Origin of the sequence: Clostridium uliginosum (genome assembly GCF_900112485.1) — a bacterium.
Classification (GTDB): Bacteria; Bacillota; Clostridia; order Clostridiales; family Clostridiaceae; genus Clostridium; species Clostridium uliginosum.
The window spans coordinates 1-20,978 of the sequence record NZ_FOMG01000043.1; the positions used below are offsets into that span (position 1 = coordinate 1).

14 protein-coding genes are annotated in these 20,978 nt (G+C 27.7%); 9 read left to right on the top strand and 5 right to left on the bottom strand.

Translation table 11 applies throughout. The annotated features are described in order from the left end of the window. Positions 1–337 precede the first annotated feature (337 nt). Positions 338–1,630: an NCS2 family permease gene (locus tag BM027_RS16920; protein WP_090094363.1), complete on the bottom strand. Its 1,293-nt coding sequence runs from the start codon at positions 1,628–1,630 to the stop codon at positions 338–340. A gap of 211 nt (positions 1,631–1,841) precedes the next feature. Here BM027_RS16920 and BM027_RS18325 point away from each other — a divergent pair, with 211 nt between their 5' ends. Continuing rightward, complete coding sequence (locus BM027_RS18325) at positions 1,842–1,982, top strand: hypothetical protein (protein WP_175560022.1); 141 nt, start codon at positions 1,842–1,844, stop codon at positions 1,980–1,982. Between the two features lie 82 nt (positions 1,983–2,064). On the opposite strand, the gene BM027_RS16925 is transcribed toward BM027_RS18325, so the two are convergent. After that, complete coding sequence (locus BM027_RS16925; protein WP_090094364.1) at positions 2,065–3,546, bottom strand: MFS transporter; 1,482 nt, start codon at positions 3,544–3,546, stop codon at positions 2,065–2,067. Between the two features lie 504 nt (positions 3,547–4,050). Beyond that, positions 4,051–4,674 (bottom strand): MntP/YtaF family protein, encoded by a 624-nt coding sequence (locus tag BM027_RS16930; RefSeq protein ID WP_090094365.1) that lies wholly within the window; start codon positions 4,672–4,674, stop codon positions 4,051–4,053. A 472-nt stretch (positions 4,675–5,146) separates the two neighbouring features. Between BM027_RS16930 and leuA the strand changes: the two genes are divergently transcribed. The 6 genes from leuA (at position 5,147) to BM027_RS16960 (ending at position 14,542) form a co-directional block, all read left to right on the top strand. Next, positions 5,147–6,826, top strand: coding sequence for a 2-isopropylmalate synthase (gene leuA / locus BM027_RS16935; RefSeq protein ID WP_090094366.1), 1,680 nt, complete (start codon positions 5,147–5,149; stop codon positions 6,824–6,826). A gap of 331 nt (positions 6,827–7,157) precedes the next feature. Then, the gene (locus tag BM027_RS16940) at positions 7,158–8,387 is read left to right on the top strand and encodes a PocR ligand-binding domain-containing protein (RefSeq protein WP_090094367.1); all 1,230 of its coding nucleotides are present in this window, start codon (positions 7,158–7,160) and stop codon (positions 8,385–8,387) included. 4 nt (positions 8,388–8,391) lie between these two features. Further along, the gene (locus BM027_RS16945) at positions 8,392–9,432 is read left to right on the top strand and encodes a response regulator transcription factor (protein WP_090094368.1); all 1,041 of its coding nucleotides are present in this window, start codon (positions 8,392–8,394) and stop codon (positions 9,430–9,432) included. Between the two features lie 406 nt (positions 9,433–9,838). Further along, a complete protein-coding gene (gene dhaB1 / locus BM027_RS16950) occupies positions 9,839–12,211 on the top strand; it encodes a glycyl radical glycerol dehydratase DhaB1 (protein ID WP_090094369.1) in 2,373 nt (790 codons plus the stop codon). Positions 12,212–12,239: 28 nt separating this feature from the next. Continuing rightward, positions 12,240–13,154: a glycerol dehydratase activator DhaB2 gene (gene dhaB2, locus BM027_RS16955; RefSeq protein WP_090094370.1), complete on the top strand. Its 915-nt coding sequence runs from the start codon at positions 12,240–12,242 to the stop codon at positions 13,152–13,154. 230 nt (positions 13,155–13,384) lie between these two features. Continuing rightward, a complete protein-coding gene (locus BM027_RS16960) occupies positions 13,385–14,542 on the top strand; it encodes an iron-containing alcohol dehydrogenase (RefSeq protein ID WP_090094371.1) in 1,158 nt (385 codons plus the stop codon). A 373-nt stretch (positions 14,543–14,915) separates the two neighbouring features. Here BM027_RS16960 and BM027_RS16965 read toward each other — a convergent pair whose 3' ends face one another. Further along, positions 14,916–15,557, bottom strand: coding sequence for a hypothetical protein (locus BM027_RS16965; protein ID WP_090094372.1), 642 nt, complete (start codon positions 15,555–15,557; stop codon positions 14,916–14,918). 457 nt (positions 15,558–16,014) lie between these two features. Between BM027_RS16965 and BM027_RS16970 the strand changes: the two genes are divergently transcribed. Together BM027_RS16970 and BM027_RS16975 are read left to right on the top strand one after the other, a co-directional pair. Further along, a complete protein-coding gene (locus BM027_RS16970) occupies positions 16,015–17,490 on the top strand; it encodes a leucine-rich repeat domain-containing protein (RefSeq protein ID WP_090094373.1) in 1,476 nt (491 codons plus the stop codon). 206 nt (positions 17,491–17,696) lie between these two features. After that, positions 17,697–18,734 carry a M42 family metallopeptidase gene (locus tag BM027_RS16975; protein ID WP_090094374.1) on the top strand — a complete coding sequence of 346 codons (1,038 nt, stop codon included), beginning with the start codon at positions 17,697–17,699 and terminating at the stop codon, positions 18,732–18,734. A 346-nt stretch (positions 18,735–19,080) separates the two neighbouring features. On the opposite strand, the gene BM027_RS16980 is transcribed toward BM027_RS16975, so the two are convergent. Continuing rightward, positions 19,081–20,460: a radical SAM/SPASM domain-containing protein gene (locus BM027_RS16980; protein WP_090094375.1), complete on the bottom strand. Its 1,380-nt coding sequence runs from the start codon at positions 20,458–20,460 to the stop codon at positions 19,081–19,083. Between the last annotated feature and the right edge of the window lie 518 nt (positions 20,461–20,978).

Consider the following 20,978-nt stretch of genomic DNA (forward strand, 5'->3'; position numbering starts at 1 on the left):
AAGAAAACTTCGTACCAAATCTTCGGTAAGCTTCATTTATAGAGTAGCATAAATTTTATCATATTTCAAAAAAACAGATGTAAATCTGTTTATTTGTTGCACCCAAAAATATTATTTTGTAGCATGTATAGTAAGACAAAAAAGTCACCTAAGAATATTTTCAATATCCTTAGATGATCTTGACAAGGATAAATCCTTATCTAAATGACATTGGTCAGTAGGCTAGTCTATTTTTGTGTCAGTAGGTGTAGCTAATAGATAAGCTATGAACTAAACTTTACACAAAATATCCATCGCATTTTTGACTTGTTATTTTATATACCTAAAATAAATATACTTAATGAATAAATCCTTGAACTATAAAGTAAATAAGAAAAATTAATGATGTAATATACATAGTAATAGATACATCTTTCTTTTTATTAGTAAATAGTTTGCATATAGGATATAATATGAATCCGAAGGCTATTCCATCTACAATACTATAAGTTAAAGGAATTAAAATGATTATTATAAAAGCTGGAAACAGCTCTGTTAAATCATCAAAGTCAATATACTTTAAATTTTGAAACATTAAAGAACCAATAATAATAAGTATTGGAGATAATGCAGCATTTGGAATTATTGATATAAATGGTATGAAAAATATCGAAGCTAAAAATAATAGTCCAGTTATTATTGAAGTTAAGCCTGTTCTTCCACCAGCAGCAATTCCAGCAGCACCTTCTACTGTAGACACAGGAGGACTACTTCCAAGGAAACCATATCCAATAACAGAAAAAGCAATTGCAGATAAAGCTTTTGGAGCTTTTTCAGGAACATTCAACATACCTGTTAGCTGACCATGTAATAGACCAATATTTTCAAATACTAATACCAACGTTAATGAAAATGTAGCTATCCAAAAATTAGGGTTAGTCATTCCACCAAAATCAGCATTAAAGAATATATCTTTATAAGCATTAAAATCTGGAAGAGAAAAAGTAAGATTACTAACATCTACGATTCCCATAAATATAGAGATAATAGTACCTAAAATAATAGAAATTAAAAATCCACCAGGTACATTTTTGATAAATAATATCAAAGTTATAATCATAATAATGATAAAGGCTATAACTTCAGGACTAGTTATATTTCCAAGCTTTAATAATGTAGAAGGATCAGATACTACAAGACCTGATTTTCCTAAGCCAATAAGAGTTATAAAAAGTCCAATACCAACTGTAATAGCTGCCTTAAAATTACTTGGTATTGCTTCAGTTATAATCTTTGCAAGTGGAGTAAGTGCAATTATAACAAATAAAATTCCTGCTATAACTACTGTAGCTAGACCTTCATAAAATGTAAGTCCTAAAGTCTTTACAATTGTATAAGTAAAAAGTGCATTGATTCCCATTCCGGGCATAATTATTAGGGGGGCATTACTAATAAAACCGACTAAAATACATCCAAGTAATGAAGATAATACCGTTGAAATAATTAATGGTTCAATGGCGATACCTGAATCACTTAATATGCTAGCATTTACAATTATAATATAAACTGCTGCAAAAAATGATGTTAAGGCGGCTATAGTCTCCCTCCTAACTGTAGTATTATGTTCTTTTAGTTTAAAAAATTTGTTCATCCTTTCAACCTGACTTTCAAAAGCTCCCTCACCCACCCACACAAAAAAAGTGCATACTTATTATAACATTAAGTGACTAATTTGCAATAGACTAACATACTGACTTGTTATTTTTTTGAATATGCCTAAAGACTTCATAATAAGTAATAAAATACAAAGGATAATTTCTTTACTTTGACTAAAAATAAAATTTAGAAGGGATGTGATATTTTTGTCAAAGAATAAGAAAGAAAAGTTAGATCAAAAAACAGGTAATTTAACAAATGCAAAAGTTAAAGAATATGTAGAACATGAAGAAAACACAAATAATTATACAGCTAAGGGTAAAGGCAACCAATACAAGAAATTTTAATATGTTTAAATATTAAGGCATCTTAAAATAATAATTTTAATTATTTAGGCATATGCAAGAAAATAACAAGTCAAATATATTATCAAACTGACTTGTTGTTTTTACTTGTTTTTAATTTATCTATTAAAGAAAGTAAAAATGCACATAAACAAACAATAGAAAGTGTTATATAAACCCCTTTCATGCCATAAACAAATATATAGTCTTTACCAGGAATTGCCTCTAAAACTCTATAGCCTGCAAGCCTACTCATTCTTGAATAAAGTATTGATGTGGATAATGATACGCCAAAGGCTAACCCTAAATTTCTAATCAATGCATTAGTGCTACCTGCAATACCTAGTTTATCTTTTGGTACAGAGGACATTACAATATTGGTATTTGGAGAATTGAATATTCCACTAGATAATCCAAGCAATGAAAGCAATAGAATTATGTGTAACTTAGTAGAATATTCATTTAAAAATGACATTCCAAAAATAATAGAAGTAGTTCCAAACAATCCTAATAAAGTAAGTTTTTTACTACCTATTTTATCAGATAATGCTCCACTTAAAGGTGCAACAAATAATAAGACAATAGGATTAAATAACATTAATACAGAAATTCCAGCTGGTGTATATTTTAAAATATCTGTAAAATAAAATGGTAAAATAATGTTTATTGCATTTATTGTGGCAAATGAAATAAATGCACAAACTAAATTAATAGAAAAAGAAGAAACTTTAAATAATGATAAATCAAGCATTGGTTTGTCAACTTTAGATTCAATTATTAAAAATATAATAAGAAAAATTATTCCCATTACTAAACCTGAAATTATAAAAATGTTTTTAAATCCTAGATTTTGACTTAATAGGATAGATGTAAACAAAAATAATATTGATAAAACAAATACTGTTGCACCAATTTTATCCATAGTTTCATCGGAATTTGATTCTTTTACTGGTAGAGTTTTCATACCAATAAAATAAGCTATAAGACCAATGGGTATGTTAATTAAAAAAATAAAATGCCAACTTAAGTAAGAAATAATAGCACCACCTAAAGCAGGACCTAAAATAGATCCAAGCGCTACAAATGAACCTGAAATTCCAAGTGCTTTACCTCTTTCATTTAAAGGGAAGATGTCAGCAATTAATCCTTGATTTGTTGCCATAATCATAGCAGCACCAATTGCTTGAATAATTCTTGAAATTACTAAAAGTTCAATATTAGGAGACAAGCTACAAAAAAGTGATCCAAGAACAAAAACTAAAATACCTTTTAAAAATACTTTACTTTTACTTTTTAGATCTCCAAGTCTTCCGAAAATTAATATAGCTGCAGATATAACAATTAAATATGAGCTAACTATCCATTCTGCAGAAGACATTGTTATACCTAAATTTTCTCTAATGGTGGGTAGGGCAACATTTATTATGCTACCATCAATACAAGCCATGAAAGGTTGAGTAACTAATACTCCAAGCATAATCCATTTATTTTTATAAGATTTAGAATTATTCTGAATATTAGCTTTTTCTTTAATGTCATTATTAGTTATATTCGTTTTATTATTCATTTTCATTGCTCCTTTCATCAACAATGATATAGTAAAAGTAAAAGATAAGCAAAATTGATTATCAATTTTTAAATATTAGAATTTGGACAAGAGCTATATTCTAAAAATAAAAGATAACAAAAAAGAAAACCCTATTTATGTATAATACCAAATAGAGTTTATTTGGGGCTGTCTTAGAATTATCAAGTGAAGTAATAACATTTATTAAAGAAGACTAGCATACTGACTTGTTATTTTGTTGAATATGCCTAAAAGTTTCTAACATTTAAAGTTGTACCCATAAAAAATTGCTCCTAATATGCATTAGGACAATCATTTATGGAACAACTTCAAATGAAGAAACTCTAAGCTTATTTTTCAGCGATTCTTCCACAAATGTTATTTCTATTTCTTTTTTTGAATATACATCATATCATTAAATGATTTGTATTAGCTACAGCCTCATTTTTATTAAATTAAGTATCATCTACCTATTTTAATTCAAATATTATTAGAAAATTAAAATTATATAAACATCTCATATACTCCTAATATAATTATAATACATCCACATACTAAGTAAGAATATTTAGTAACTAATTTTGAAAAACAGCTTTTCCCAACATACTCACCTAAACAAAGACTAACTATAGTAATGATAAAATTGAAAAATATACTAAGTGGTATGTTCACTCCAATAATACTAGCTATAATTCCAAGTTGTACATTAATTTTTGAAAGAGCAAGAGAAATAAAAATATAGTCTTTGAAATGTATATCTACTGAATTATTGAAAATGCTTAACTTACCTTCCTCTAAAAACATATTGTATTTTGAAATGTTTTCTACATAATAAGATGTATCTTCCCCAAGACTTTTCTTTTTCAATCTTATATATTCTACAAAAAAGTAAATTCCTATAAAAATTAAAAGTACACTACCAAATAAAGTGGTAATTTCACTTAAAAATAAATTTTTAATTAATGTTCCTAAGTACATTGAAAAGAAAGTCGCAATGGTTGTAATAATTGAAATAAGCATGATTTGTACTTTATTAATACATATTTTTTTTGCTCCATAGAAATTTGAAATTCTAAAAGTATCTAAATTTGATGAGATTGATAATAATAAGGGAGAAAAAAATTGCATATCTTACTCCAAAAAACATTGATTTACTATAATATATTCTAATTCCTAAAAAAATGACTAAAAATATAATTATAAAAATAATTGATAAAAAGATAAAAAAACACTAATATGATTAACAATTTATACTGTAAAAAGTACATTTATTTTACATACAGTTAAAAAAGTGGTAGAATAGTTTTAATATATAGTTACCAGTATTAATATTTCTATTTTAATAAAAGGAAAAAGAAAATCACTGGTATGTAGATTTGATAATTATATAAAGAGGTGGTTTAGGTGGGGTTAAGAAAGTAGACAAAAAAATTATATTTATTATAAAGATGTATGGGGTAGTTGAGGGACTGCACTGTTTTAGATCTAAGGCATCTTTAAAAAAATAACTAGTCAATATACATCGCATATCGAACTGTTATTTTTTTTAGATACCTAATTAATTTTTATAAAGAATATTTAATTTTGGGGAGATGATGAAATGTTAAATTATAAAAAATATAAAAGATTTGAAACAGTAAAGTTAAAGGACAGGCAATGGCCAAATAATGCAATAAAGAAAGCACCTATTTGGTGTAGTGTTGACTTAAGAGATGGTAATCAAGCGCTTATAAATCCTATGACTGTAGATGAGAAAATAGAAATGTTTAAGTTACTTGTAAAGCTAGGATTTAAAGAAATTGAAGTTGGATTTCCTTCAGCATCTCAAATAGAGTACGATTTTTTAAGAAGGTTAGTTGATGAAAATCATGTTCCAGATGATGTTGTTTTGCAAGTTTTAACACAAGCTAGACCTCATTTAATAACAAGAACTTTTGAAGGTTTAACGGGCTTAAAAAAAGCCATTGTTCATATATATAATTCAACTTCAGTTCTTCAAAGAGATGTAGTTTTTAATATGAGCAAAGATGAAATTAAAGAAATTGCAGTAAAAGGAACTAAGTTGGTTAAAGAGTATGCAAAAGATTTTGATGGAGAGATTTTACTAGAATATTCTCCAGAAAGTTTTACAGGAACAGAAGTTGAATATTCTTTAGATATATGCGAAGCTGTGGCTGATGTATGGGAAGCGAGTGAGGATAAAAAAATAATTATAAATCTTCCATCAACAGTACAAATGGATATGCCTAATATATTTGCAGATCAAATAGAATGGATGTGTAAGAACTTTAAAAATAGAGCAAGAATGATTGTAAGTGTACATCCACATAATGATAGAGGTACAGGGGTAGCTGATGCAGAATTAGCTCTTTTAGCTGGAGCAGATAGGGTTGAAGGAACTTTATTTGGAAATGGAGAGAGAACAGGTAATGTTGATGTTTTAAATATAGCTTACAATATGTTTTCTCATGGAGTTAATCCAAATTTAAATATAGAAGATATTAATGAAATAATTGATGTATATGAGAGATGTGCTAAGATACCAGTTCATGTCAGACATCCATATGCTGGTAAATTAGTTTTTACAGCTTTTTCAGGATCACACCAAGACGCTATAAATAAAGGTATGGATAAGTACAAAGAAAGAAAAAATAATATATGGCAAGTTCCTTATTTACCAATTGATCCAAGTGATTTAGGTAGAGAATATGAAGCTTTAGTTAGAATTAACAGTCAATCTGGTAAAGGTGGAGTTGCATTTGTAATGGATCACTGTTTTGGATTTAAAATTCCTAAAACAATGCAGAAAGAATTTGCAGATGTTATTCAAAAGTTATCAGAAGAGAAGGGTGAGATTGCTCCTGATACAATAATGGAACAATTTAGTAAGGAATACTTAGATCTTGAAGAACCGTTTAAGTTGATTAAATGTACAATTACTGATATTACAGGTGAAGATTATAAAGAAGATACTAGAGTAAATGTTACATTGATCTATAAAGAAAAAGAAATGGAACTTGAAGGGATAGGTAATGGTCCTATAGATTCATTAAAGAAAGCGTTAGTTTCCACTGAATTAATCGATACTAAGATTATTGATTATACAGAGCATGCTTTAAGTACTGGTTCAGAAGCAAAGGCTGCTGCTTATGTATATATGGAGAGAAATGATACACATGAGAAAACTTTTGGTGTTGGTGTTAATACCAATATTACAAGAGCATCAATAAAATCTATATTTAGTGCAATTAATCGTCTATATTCTAAAAAAGTAAAATAATAAAAGAGAGTATAAGATAAGCTATGTAAAGGGCCTATCTGAAAGTTAAAATAAAATTTAGTGCTGAGATAGAATTAAATATTATTTATTTAATTAATTTATAAACACAAAAATAGGGATATGCTTTTACGAAATTTTTCAGTGATTGGAGTAAATGCTTATCCTTATTTCGTTTTATAACTAAATTATTTTCAGACATCTCTGTTTACAGACTATTATTTTAGAGATAAAATGATTTGCTATATTTTTTAGAACTTTCATGTTATTATTTTAACATAATTATATTAAGGTTACAGATGATAAATAATATTATTATATTGGAGGGAGCATATTGAATAGAATTATTAATCTTAAAGATATAATAAATGTGGAAGCTTTTCAAAAAATTCAAGATGATATTGCAAAGGCAACAGGAATTGCTATTATAACTACAGATTATAAAGGAAAGCCTATAACTGAACATAGTTGTTGCACAGAATTTTGTAATATAGTGCGTTTAAATAAAGATCTGGTAGAATTATGTGAAAAATGTGATTCAAGAGGAGGAATTGAAGCTACACGAACAGGAGAACCATACATATATATTTGTCATAAAGGTATTGTGGATTTTGCAGTGCCAATTATTGTTCAAGGACAGTATTTAGGATCTATAATGGCTGGACAAGTTTTAACTGAAGAAAGGGATCAGTCAAATTTAGAAAGTGTTGTTCCTATTAATTTCAACATAGAGGAAAATGAAATGCTTATTAGTGCATATAAAAGATTACCTGTTATTCCATTAGAAAAGATTAAGCATATTGCACAAATGATGCTTCATATTTCAAAATACATTGTAGAAGAAAGTATGTATAAAATAAATGAACAAAAATTAAGTGAAACAAATAATAAAATGATACAATCTGGAATTAATGAAATAAAATTTCAAAAAGAGTTAGAAAAATCAAGATTAATGTTATTAAGTTCACAAATAAATCAGGATTTTATATTCAACATATTAAATAGTATTTATTCACTAACATTAATTGAAAATGCTAAAAAGACAAGTGAAGTTACTTTTAAACTTTCTGAATTCATTAGAGATACTTTTGAAAAATCAAACAAAATTGTGACTTTAGGAGAAGAAATAAATTATAGCTTATCGTATTTAAATTTACAAAAAATTAGATTTGGTAAGAGATTAAATTTTAATATAGAAATAAATAGTGAAGATGAAAAAGTAAAAATTCCTTTTATGTCTATGTATCCATTTGTTGAAAACGTTGTTAAACATGGAATAAGTTCAAAAGAAGATGGAGGATATGTAACAATAAAAGTAGAAAGAGAAAAGGAATTCATTCGGATATTAATAATAGACAATGGAATTGGAATTGCAAAAGAAAAGCTTAAATATATAAATCAAGATATAAATCAAAATATAAATTTTTTGTTTACTGGAATTGAAAGTGCTAAACAAAGAATTAGAAATTTTTATAAGTATGATTATCTTATAAATATAGAAAGTGAAATAAAAAAAGGGACAAAAGTCATAATTAATTTACCTAAAGATGATAGATGGGAGTGATAGGGTGTTTAATGTTATTTTAGTCAATGATGAAGCTTTAGAGATAGAAGCAATCAAAATCATGATTGATGATTTAACAGATGAATTGCTTATTGTAGGAACAGCAGAAAATGGTAAAATAGCTATAGAAAAGGATAAAGAGTTAGAACCTGATATAATAATTATGGATAATGAAATGCCAGGTATTAATGGGATAGAAGCTTCTAAAATTATAAAAGATAGAAATAAAGAAAAGATAATAATATTGCTAATGGAGTATTATAATTTTAAATATGAAAAGGTAGACTTACAAGTTAATGACTATATATTAAAACCTATAAATAAGAATTATTTAATAGAAATTTTAAATAGACAGATTATAAATTTAAAGACGAATAGTAATAAATTAAAAGAACAAGAATTATTACTATTGGATAAAATAATTTCTAATGAGGAAAATGGTGTAAAAATTTTATTGAAAAACATTTTGGAAGGATACATATTACAAGGAAATAATGACATTTATGTTTTTAGAGGTAAGGTACAAATTTTATTAGATAAGATAATTAAAATTTTTGCTAAGATAAAAAGTAAAAGTAAAGAAGAAATAAATAATCAATTATACATGGAAAAGCTTTATTCATTAAATAGTTTAACTTCTATCAGTAGTTTAATGAATGAAGTTTTAGATATTATTTATAAAGACAATACAGAGTGCATTATTAGAGAAAAATTAATAGGTAACAGAGAGATAAGTAAAGTTTTAGAACCAGTATTAAATTATATTGAAGAAAATTATAAAGAAAAAATAACTTTACAAAGTGCAGCAAGATCTTGCAATTTAAGTATATTTTATTTTAGTAAATTATTTAAAAAGGATATAGGAATGAATTTTATTGATTATATTAATTTATATAAGATAGAAAAATCTAAAGAAATCTTAAGTACTACAGATATGCCAATATTAAATATTGCCATACACTTAGGCTACGATGAATCAGGATATTTTTCAAAAGTTTTTAAAAAAATAGTTGGTATAACTCCAACTGAGTACAGAAATAAATAAAGCAAAGAAGCTGTCTTAAAATTATCAAGTGAAGCAATAACAAAGAAATAGAAATAACATTTATTAAAGAAGACTAGAAAAATGAGCTAAGCTTATTTTTCAATGATTTTTCCACAAATGTTATTTCTATTTTTTTTAAAATATACATCATATCATTAAAAGATTTGTATTATGATACAGCCCCATTTTGTTATAAGCCATATACTAACAACTGACTTGTTATTTTTAAAAATATGTCTAAATAACAAAAAAACAAGGATATAAACAAAATAGTACTGTGATATAAAATTAAATATAAAAAACAACAAAAAAATACTAATGTTAAGCAATAATATTTGTTAAAAAATTATCAATATAGTGATAGTATTAAATCAATCGAAAGAGAATTATGAGTGGAGGCAAAGAAATGATAAGTAAAGGTTTTAGTAAAGAAACAGATAGAATTAAAGTTTTAAAAGCACAAATATTAGATGCAAAACCTTGTGTTGAAGTAGAAAGAGCAGTTTTAATAACTCAATCTTATAAAGAAACAGAAGGTCAACCAACGATAATAAGAAGAGCGTTAGCGCTAAAGAAAATATTAAATAATGTGCCTATTACAATTAGAGAAGAAGAACTTATAGTAGGAAGTTTAACTAAAGAAGCAAGATCTTCACAAGTATTTCCAGAGTTCTCTAATAAATGGCTAAAAGAAGAACTTGATAGAATTGATAAAAGAGGAGGAGATTCATTCCAAATATCTGAAGAAGATAAAGCAAAATTACAAGATGTTTTTGAATATTGGGATGGAAAAACAACAAGTGAATTAGCAACGTCATATATGTCACAGGAAACAGTAGATGCAGTAAATGCAAATGTGTTTACAGTTGGAAACTATTATTATAATGGAGTAGGACATATTGCAGTAAATTATGACAAAGTATTAAAAATTGGTTATAACGGAATCATAAAAGAAGCCTTAGAACAAATGGAAGAAAGCAAAAGTATAGATCCTAATTACATAAAGAAAGAGAAATTCCTAAAGAGTGTTATTATATCTTGTGAAGCAGCAATAGATTATGCAAAGAGATATGCTGAAAAGGCAAAAGAACTTGCTAAAAATACTAAGAATGAAAACAGAAAAGAAGAATTAAATAATATAGCAAGAATTTGCACAAAGGTTCCAGCAGAAGGAGCAACTTCTTTTTATGAAGCTTGTCAATCATTCTGGTTTGTTCATGCAATAATTAATATTGAATCTAATGGACACTCTATTTCACCAGCTAGATTTGACCAATATATGTATCCTTTCTATGAAAAAGATGCAAAAGCAGGAGCAATAGACAGAGAGTTTGCGCAAGAATTAATTGATTGTATTTGGATAAAATTAAATGATATCAATAAGGTAAGAGATGAAATTTCAACTAAACATTTTGGTGGATATCCAATGTATCAAAACCTAATAGTAGGTGGACAAAATGCTGAAGGAAAAGATGTAACAAATGAAATATCATACATGGCTTTAGAAGCAGCAGTACATGTAAAGTTACCTCAGCCTTCGTTATCAGTAAGAATTTGGAATAAAACACCTGATGAATTTATGCTTAGAGCTGCTGAATTAACTAGAGAAGGCCTAGGTCTTCCAGCTTATTATAATGATGAAGTTATTATTCCATCATTAGTAGCCAGAGGACTTACATTAGAGGATGCAAGAGATTATGGTATTATAGGATGCGTTGAACCTCAAAAACCTGGAAAGACTGAAGGATGGCATGATTCAGCATTCTTTAATCTTGCAAGAATAATTGAATTAACTATAAATTCTGGAGAAGATAATAAAAAGCAAATAGGACCTAAAACACAAAACTTTGATGATATGATATCTTTTGATGAATTTATGGAAGCATATAAAGTTCAAATGGAGTATTTTGTAAGAAATATGTGTACAGCAGATAACTGTATAGATTTAGCCCATGCAGAAAGAGCACCATTACCGTTCTTATCATCAATGGTAGATGATTGTATTGGAAAGGGAAAAGCGCTACAAGATGGTGGAGCTCATTATAACTTTAGTGGTCCACAAGGGGTTGGAGTAGCTAATTTAGGAGATTCATTAGTAGCTGTTAAGAAGATCGTTTTTGACGATAAGAAAGTTACACCACATGATTTAAAGAAAGCATTAAATAATGATTTTGAGGGAACAGAAGTTATACAACAATTGCTTAAAAAGGCACCTAAGTTTGGTAATGACATTGATGAAGTTGATGAATTAGCAAGAGAAGGCGCATTAGTATATAGCAGAGAAGTTAATAAGTATACAAATCCAAGAGGCGGAAAGTTCCAACCAGGACTTTATCCATCATCAATTAATGTATTTTTTGGTATGTTAACTGGAGCTACTCCTGATGGTAGAAATCAAGCTCAACCATTAGCAGATGGAGTTTCACCATCAAGAGGGTGTGATGTTTCAGGACCTACTGCAGCATGTAATTCAGTTGCTAAATTAGATCATTTTATCGCATCAAATGGAACTTTATTTAATCAAAAATTCCATCCGTCAGCGTTAAAAGGCGATAAAGGGCTAATGAATTTAACAGCATTAATTAGAAGTTACTTTGATCAAAAAGGTTTCCATGTTCAATATAATGTAATTGATAAAGAGATATTAATTGCAGCACAAAAGAATCCGGAAAAGTATCAAGATTTAATAGTTAGAGTTGCAGGTTATAGTGCTCAATTTATTTCACTTGATAAATCTATACAAAATGATATTATTGCAAGAACAGAGCACGTTATGTAGGAACTGCTCTATAGGAGATATGAAATTTATGAATAAAGATACTAATGGAGTTATATTTAATATACAGAAATTTTCATTGCATGATGGGCCTGGGATAAGAAGTATAGTGTTTTTTAAAGGCTGTCCGATGTCATGTCTTTGGTGTAGTAATCCAGAATCACAAGAAATTGCTCCTCAAATTCTGTTTAATAAAAACTTGTGTACTAAATGCGGAAAATGTTCTTTAGCGTGTGATAAGTTAGCAGTTGATATAACTTCACAATATAGAATAAATAAAGACAAATGTAAAGTTTGTACTAAATGTGTTGATAATTGTCTAAGTGGAGCCTTAGTACTTGAAGGAAAAGAATGTAGTGTTCACGAGGTAATAGAAGAATTAAAAAAAGATAGCATTCATTATAGAAGATCTAATGGTGGTATAACCCTATCAGGGGGAGAAGTGTTGCTTCAGCCAGATTTTGCAGTAGAACTTTTAAGAAGATGTAAATCATATGGATGGCATACTGCTATTGAAACCGCAATGTATGTAGGTAATGAAGCTGTTAAAAAAGTAATTCCATATGTAGATTTAGTTATGGTAGATATAAAAAGCATGGATAGCGAAATACATAAGAAATTTACAGGTGTAGATAATAAAGTTATTTTAGAAAATATAAAATTAACAGATGAGATTTCTAAAGAACTAATTATTAGAGTTCCGGTCATTGAAGGATTTAATGCAGATATAAAAAGCATAAAGAATATTGCTGAATTTTCAAAGGACCTAAAGAATTTAAAGAGGATAGATCTTTTGCCATACCATAATTATGGAGAAGGCAAATATGAAGCAATAGGAAGAGAGTATGAACTTAAAGAATTGAGTACTCCTAATGAAGAAAAAATGAATACTTTAAAATCTATAGTTGAAGATATGGGAATAATTTGTACTATTGGAGCTGAATAATTTTTAGTGGTGTAAATTAAGAATAAGACAAAACAACATAGGCAAGAACAAAATAATACTATGTCAATAAGAAAATTAGAATTAAAATCACAAAAAAGTATTGTTAAAGAGCAATAAATTTTGACAATAAATTAACAATGCTATGATACTATTAATACAAACAAAAATTATTGATAAAAAACAAACTAATGTTGTTTGATAAACAAAGAGACAAATGGAGGATGAAAATAATGAGAATGTATGATTATTTAGTACCAAGTGTAAACTTTATGGGCGCAAATTCTGTGTCAGTTGTAGGAGAAAGATGTAAAATATTAGGCGGAAAGAAAGCCTTAATAGTTACTGATAAATTTTTAAGAGACATGGAAGGCGGAGCTGTTCAATTAACAGTTAAGTATTTAACAGAAGCAGGAATAGATGTTGTATATTATGATGGAGTTGAACCTAATCCAAAGGATGTAAATGTTGCAGAGGGGTTAAAAATATTCCAAAATGAAAATTGTGACATGATAGTAACAGTAGGTGGTGGAAGTGCACATGATTGTGGTAAAGGAATAGGAATAGCTGCAACTCATGAAGGCGATCTTTATGACTATGCAGGTATAGAAACACTTACAAATCCACTTCCACCAATAGTAGCAGTAAATACTACAGCAGGAACAGCAAGTGAAGTAACTCGTCATTGTGTTTTAACTAACACAAAGAAGAAAATAAAATTTGTTATAGTTAGCTGGAGAAACTTACCTTTAGTTTCTATAAATGATCCACTTCTTATGGTTAAAAAACCAGCAGGATTAACTGCAGCTACAGGAATGGATGCTTTAACTCATGCAATAGAAGCTTATGTTTCAAAGGATGCTAATCCAGTAACGGATGCTTCAGCTATACAAGCTATTAAATTAATTTCTCAAAATTTAAGACAAGCAGTTGCTTTAGGTGAAAATCTTGAAGCTAGAGAAAACATGGCTTATGGTTCATTATTAGCTGGAATGGCATTTAATAACGCTAATTTAGGATATGTTCATGCTATGGCTCATCAACTTGGAGGATTATATGATATGCCTCACGGTGTAGCAAATGCTATGTTATTGCCACATGTTGAGCGTTATAACATTATTGCAAATCCTAAGAAATTTGCTGATATAGCTGAATTTATGGGAGAAAACATTCAAGGACTTTCAGTTATGGAAGCAGCAGAAAAATCTATAGATGCTATGTTTAAACTTTCAAAAGATATCGGAATCCCAACAAGTTTAAAAGAAAAGGGAATAAAAGAAGAAGATTTTGAATATATGGCAGAATTAGCACTTCAAGATGGAAATGCATTTAGTAATCCAAGAAAAGGAAATGAAAAAGATATAGTAGATATATTTAGAGCTGCTTATTAATTTCCTTTCAGGTATCTTATATAAATGGCTATGTTTTAAGTGAATGTTGATATTGTAATATAAAGCTCATGGACAGTGGAATTCATATAGGAAACTCGACTCATATGCATTCGCTGAGTAAGTTCGAGGAACAAAATATAAAATTTTGACTCTTACTTAAGAACTCTAAAACGAATACTAGTACTATTAATGCATGCTCCTAATCAAAGATTATGACAAGCGTTAATAGTACAAATATTCATTAAGAGTTCTACAAAGCAAATTCCAATGCCAGTTCGCCTTTATATTAAAATATCAACACTACTTTAAAACATAGCCATATAAATAAAAAATCCCAAAGAATGTTTTATTTAAAACATCTTTGGGATTTTTATTATTTTAATTTATTTAAATCTTGTAAATTAAGAGTACCTTTAATAGTGAATATTACTTCATTATTCTTTATACTTAAATTTTTAATTTCTAGTCCTTTTAGGTTTTTAACTTTTAGTATAATGTCTCCAGCTTCCTTATCAATATCTAAAATTTCATTAGATATTAATTTTGAAAATATCAAATCTTTATTAATACTTATAAACCCTAAGTTACCACTTTCATAATGAAGGACACATTTGCCATTTAAAGCTTCACAACTAAAGACTAAATTGCCTTCAAGAGGAATTCCTTTATATTTTAAGTGAAGTAATACATTAATTTTATTATCATTTATTTCAGCTTTTATACCTGTTATAATATTCGATAATTTACTATTACTTGCAATTAAGTTAACAAATAAATCAGTAAGATCATCTTCAGAAAGTGCTATAGAAGTTTCTAAAGATACTTCTTTTGAAGAAATATTTAAGTTATTAGATGTTAATTTGTTTAATAACATTTTTTGATTAAAATTAGATATAGAATTAATATTTGTAACTTCACTTTTAGGATAAAAGCCAATGTAGTAGGTAGCCCCTAACGCTAAAAATATAAATAATATAATACCTAAAAATAAGGTAGGCTTTTTTGATTTAGCCATAGTTAGTTCACGTCCTATCATAAATATTTAATAATTATAAGTTCCTAAAATAATACAAAAATTGTAATTGAAAATTTTATTTGTTTTATTTCAAATGCTTACATATTTAATATTGTAACTTATATAGTATTAAAAATAAATCAACTTCTAAAATAATAAATATAGATTTATAGTTAAATTTAAATTATTTAACTGATAAAATGCATTAATTTAATATTTTAGTACCAATTTCTTTATTTGTAGTATGTACTATTAAATGGTACAATTTAGTGTGCATAATAAGGCATCGTAAAATAAATAACTAGCCAAGGATTTTTAGGCTTTTTTGAACTAGACAAGGAAGCGAAGGTAGTTATACTGCTACTATTAGCTGCATTTGCTGACTCAGAATAGTACAAAAAAGACAAGAAGACGGAATAGTTATTTATTGGGAAATACCTAAGGGGGAATCAATACAATGAACAAAAGTATAATTAAAATAGGAGCAATTGCATTACTTATTATATGTAGCAATAGTATTCCTACATTTGCTTATGAGAAAAATGTAAACGCAGATGTTAAAATTTCTAATCAAGATGAATTTCAAGCAGAAGACAATTGGTTAAATAGGGAAGTAGCAGCACAATTAAATAAGGACTTAAAAGATATTACAGAGCAGGACTTTTTATCAATTAAACGTATTGACTTACATTATAAAAAAATAGAAGGTGAAATTCCTAAATCAATAGGTTTATTAAAAAATTTAGAATATCTAAATTTAGATTATTGTAGATTAACTAAAGTTCCTGAAAATATACTTGAACTAAAAAAATTAACATATCTAGATTTAGGAGATAACAAATTTAGAGATTTACCAGAAGAATTTGAAAAAAAGATAATTAAAGGTGAATATCCTTATGTTGATGTAGAAGGTAAAGAACTTACATTAAAAGAAGATTGGTATTTTCTTAAAGGAAAATGGTTTCATATGGACTCAAGAGGGGACAAGCTTACAGGATTACAAGAAATAGATGGTAAAGCTTACAGATTTAGTGAAGATGGAAGTTTGAAAACTGGATGGGATCAAGTTGATGGTAAATGGCATTACTATGATAAAGCAGGTTCAACATTAAAAAATGCTTGGAAATTAATAAACGGTAAATGGTATTATTTTAATGAAAAAGAAGAAATGCAAACAGGTTTAGTAACAATAAAGTCTAATAAGTATTACTTAAACGAAAATGGAGAAATGTTTACAGGATGGAAAGTAATAGATGGTAAATCATATTTTTTTGATGGCTATGGTGTTATGAAACATGGATGGCTAGAAATTGGAGATGAAAAGTATTATTTTGATGATAATGGAGTTATGGCAGCTGGACAAGAAGTGGTTATAGATGGTAAAAAATATAAATTTTATGCAGAAGGTACATTAGCTAAAAATATGTGGGTTGATAATTATACATATGTACAACCTAATGGAGAAGTTGCAAATACATATTATAATTACTCTCATTCAAATACACAATATAATGCATTTAAATATATGACAGATGTTAATAATCAAGTAAGTGTTCATAATACAGCTATAAGCTTACATAATGGAGTGCAAAGTAATAACTGTGTATATTTCTTATCAGAAATTTTGAGAAGAAATAGTGTTGCATTACCAAGTCAAACTTGTAATACTTATCAATTAGAAAGAGAACTACAAAGTAGAGGTTTTGTGGCAAGCTATGATTTTACTCAATTAAAGCCAGGAGATATTATTTTTACAAATGGATATACACATGTTTATATGTTTATGTGTTGGAAAAACTCTGAATATGCATATATAGTTGATAATCAAAGAGAAAAATTTGAGAATAACATACTTCATATAAGAAATGTTTTATATGATGATTCACAATATGACACAGATAGAGCAACACATTTTTATTATTATCCATACTAAAATATTTAGTTAGGCACATGAAAGAAAATAACAAGTCAAAGATACGACGTAGTATGACGCAAAATAGACTAGCATACTGACTTGCTATTTATTTTAATGTGCCTTATGTAAAGTAATGTGCTTAAATATTGTGAAGAATAGTTTTTAGTGTAAGTCCAAAATATTATAAGTATGATGAAATTTTGATGATTATAAAGGAGATAAGTATGAATATAGAAATTAATAAAAAATATATTTTTAAAGTAGCAAAAGAATTATTAGAATTTAATAGTCCTACTGGATTTTGTTTTGAAATAATGGACAAAATAAAGAAAATTTCAGAAGATTTTGGATATCAATTTGAAAACACAAAAAAAGGTTGTGGAATAATAACTATCAAAGGAAAGTCCAATGAAGAGGTTATAGGGTTATCAGCTCATGTAGATACATTAGGGTCAATGGTTAGGTCGATAACACCTCAAGGAAAGCTAAAATTTACATTACTTGGAGGACCAATAGTTCCAACATTAGATGGAGAATACTGCACAATTAGAACAAGAGAAGGTAAGCTTTATAGTGGAACATTTTTAAGTACAAGTCCAGCAGCTCATGTATTTGAAGATAGTGCAACTAAAATTCGTGATCCTAAGAATATGGAAATAAGAATTGATGAAAGAGTATCTTCTAAAGAAGAAACTGAAAAACTAGGAATTTGTGCAGGAGATTTTATTTTTATAGATCCTAAAACAACAATAACTTCAAGTGGATTTATTAAGTCAAGATTTATAGATGACAAGGGTAGTGTATCTTGTCTAATGGGATTATTAGAGTTATTTAAGAGAGAAAATATAGTACCTAATTTTACTACTAAGATATTTATTTCTACTTATGAAGAAGTAGGTCATGGTTCTTCATATATTCCAGAAGATATTACAGAAATGATATCTGTTGATATGGGATGTATAGGTGATGATCTAAGTTGCACAGAATATGATGTTTCAATTTGCGCTAAGGATTCAGGTGGCCCATATGACTATAATATGGTTACAGACTTAGTTAACTTAGCAAAAAATAATACTTTAGATTATGCAGTTGATATTTATCCTATGTATGGTTCAGATGTTGGAGCAGCATTAAAAGGTGGAAACAATATAAGAGGAGCACTGATAGGACCAGGTGTTAGTGCATCTCATGGTATGGAAAGAACACATTATAATGCTTTAGAAAATACTCTTAAGTTATTATATTTGTACTTAACTAGATAAAAAATTTGTTGTTTGATTTTATATAAAAAATACAGACGGCAAAAATTTATTTTAAAGGCTATGTTTTAGAAAAGTGTTGATATTGTTATATAATAGCGAACTGGCATTGAAATTTGCTTTGTAGAACTCTTAAGTGAAAATCAAAATTTTATATTTTGTTTTTGAACTTACTCAGCGAATGTACATGAGTCGAGTTTCCTATATGAATTTCACCGTCCATGAGCTTTATATAACAATTCAACACGGTTTTAAAACAAAGCAATTTTTAAAAAATTTTGACGTTTTTTTGAATGTGTCTTATTATAAATATCTTATAATATAATTAACGCTATTTTCTCAAAATTATTTATCCCTTAGAAAAATCATCATTACCTTTGGAATGAAAATCTTCTTCCCAAGCTTTATCAGCATAAGGTTTATATTCCGATGATAGTTTATCAAGTTTGCTTTGAAATGTCTTATCATATAACATAGATATTCCACTGTTTTCAGTAGTAAAAGCTTTTACTTTTTTACTTACTTCTCTAATCACATTAGTATTATCGATCATCATGCATGGCATTAGCATATTTTTATTATATGGCTGACGAGATCTAAGTTCCTTAAATAATTCACTTCTAAATATATCTATTAATGGTTTGGTTTTTACATTATCACATGCTATATGAGCAAATATACATGGTTCTACATCACCAGTAGCATTTATATGGCAATAATACTTACCAGCAATACATCCTCCAACATATGGAGCATCATTAAAGAAATCAATAGTGAAATAAGGTTTGGTATTTCTAATATTCTTAGTCCTTCTACCAAGTTCTATTCTTTGGTCAGGCTTAAGCATGTTGTCAATATTAATTCCTTCACCTACAGGCATGTACATAAAGTACCAATTCATTTTTGACCCTTTTTTTATTAACATATCTATAAAGGCATCAGATGTTACAGTATTCATATTATGAGTTGAAGTAGCAGAAGATACTCCAAAAGGAATACCTCTTTCTTTTAATAAGTCCATACCATTCATAACCATATCAAAAGTGCCATCTCCTCTTCTAGAATCAGTTTCTTCTTTGAAGCCTTCAAGAGAAAACATAGGCATAACATTGTTTAAAGAAGCTAATTTATCAGCAACTTCAGGAGTAAATAAAGTACCATTTGTAAAAGGAGTAAATAATACATCATTATATTTTTTATAAATATCATACATAAAATCAACAAAGAAAGGTTCTCCACCTAAAATTATCATGTAATGTATTCCGAGATCTCTTGCTTCACCAATAATTCTATCAACTTCGTCATATGTAAGTCCTTTAGATTTATCATATTTAGCAGCATAACAACCACTGCAATGTAAATTACATTTCATTGAGGGGCTTATAAGCAATGCAAAGGGAACTTTTGTGTTTTCTGCTAAAAGTATATTTTTTCTTTTTTCACCACCAGACCAAATTGCATTCCCTAAAAAATTAATAAAGAATTTTTTTAAAAATTCAGGATTTGTACTTGTTAAGATGTTTTGAATTAATTCTTTAACAGAAGGTATTTCATGATAATAAGTATCAATAGAAGTTATTGCTAGCTTACTCTCTTTATCTTTTGCCAACTTGGTGATTAATTGAAAAAGTTTATCTACATTTTTTTCGGGATTTTTTTCTAAAAACGTACATACCCTAGAAATAATAACATTTCTAGTTGAACTTTTGATGTGTTCTTTTAAATTCATAATAATTTTCCTCCTTTAAACTCTACAGTATGTATTGTATATATCTATTCTATAAAAGTTAAAATATTACATATACACTATATAAGAAAAGTTTGTAAATATAGTAAACCCATAAAGCATATTAAAAAAAGAAATAGAAATAACATTTGTGTAAGAAGCATTGAAAAATAAGCTAAGAGTTTCTTCATTTGAAGTTGTTCCATAAATGATTGTCCTAATGCATATTAGGAGTAATCTTTTATGGGTACAACTTTAAATGCTAGAAACTATTAGGCATATTCAACAAAATAACAAGTCAGTATGCCAATGTCATTTAGTTAACAAAATGACATTGATATTGTTCAAAAAAAGTAAGGTATAAAAATATACCTTGCTTTTTTTTCAATTAACACTTGACAAATATATAGAAAAATGCGGCGTAGCCCCTTAAATATATAAAAATTTAAGGAGGCATCACTAATGATTAATTACTCAAAAATTGTAAAATACAAGCTAACATATATTATTAAAGAAATGGG

What these genes read in the sequence shown, in the direction of transcription:
- BM027_RS16975 (WP_090094374.1), top strand. Translation starts at nt 17,697, where the DNA reads ATGAATATAGAAATTAATAAAAAATATATTTTTAAAGTAGCAAAAGAA.
- BM027_RS16960 (WP_090094371.1), top strand. Translation starts at nt 13,385, where the DNA reads ATGAGAATGTATGATTATTTAGTACCAAGTGTAAACTTTATGGGCGCA.
- dhaB2 (WP_090094370.1), top strand. Translation starts at nt 12,240, where the DNA reads ATGAATAAAGATACTAATGGAGTTATATTTAATATACAGAAATTTTCA.
- BM027_RS16965 (WP_090094372.1), bottom strand. Translation starts at nt 15,557, where the DNA reads ATGGCTAAATCAAAAAAGCCTACCTTATTTTTAGGTATTATATTATTT.
- BM027_RS16980 (WP_090094375.1), bottom strand. Translation starts at nt 20,460, where the DNA reads ATGAATTTAAAAGAACACATCAAAAGTTCAACTAGAAATGTTATTATT.
- BM027_RS16925 (WP_090094364.1), bottom strand. Translation starts at nt 3,546, where the DNA reads ATGAATAATAAAACGAATATAACTAATAATGACATTAAAGAAAAAGCT.
- BM027_RS16970 (WP_090094373.1), top strand. Translation starts at nt 16,015, where the DNA reads ATGAACAAAAGTATAATTAAAATAGGAGCAATTGCATTACTTATTATA.
- leuA (WP_090094366.1), top strand. Translation starts at nt 5,147, where the DNA reads ATGTTAAATTATAAAAAATATAAAAGATTTGAAACAGTAAAGTTAAAG.
- BM027_RS16930 (WP_090094365.1), bottom strand. Translation starts at nt 4,674, where the DNA reads ATGCAATTTTTTTCTCCCTTATTATTATCAATCTCATCAAATTTAGAT.
- BM027_RS16920 (WP_090094363.1), bottom strand. Translation starts at nt 1,630, where the DNA reads ATGAACAAATTTTTTAAACTAAAAGAACATAATACTACAGTTAGGAGG.
- dhaB1 (WP_090094369.1), top strand. Translation starts at nt 9,839, where the DNA reads ATGATAAGTAAAGGTTTTAGTAAAGAAACAGATAGAATTAAAGTTTTA.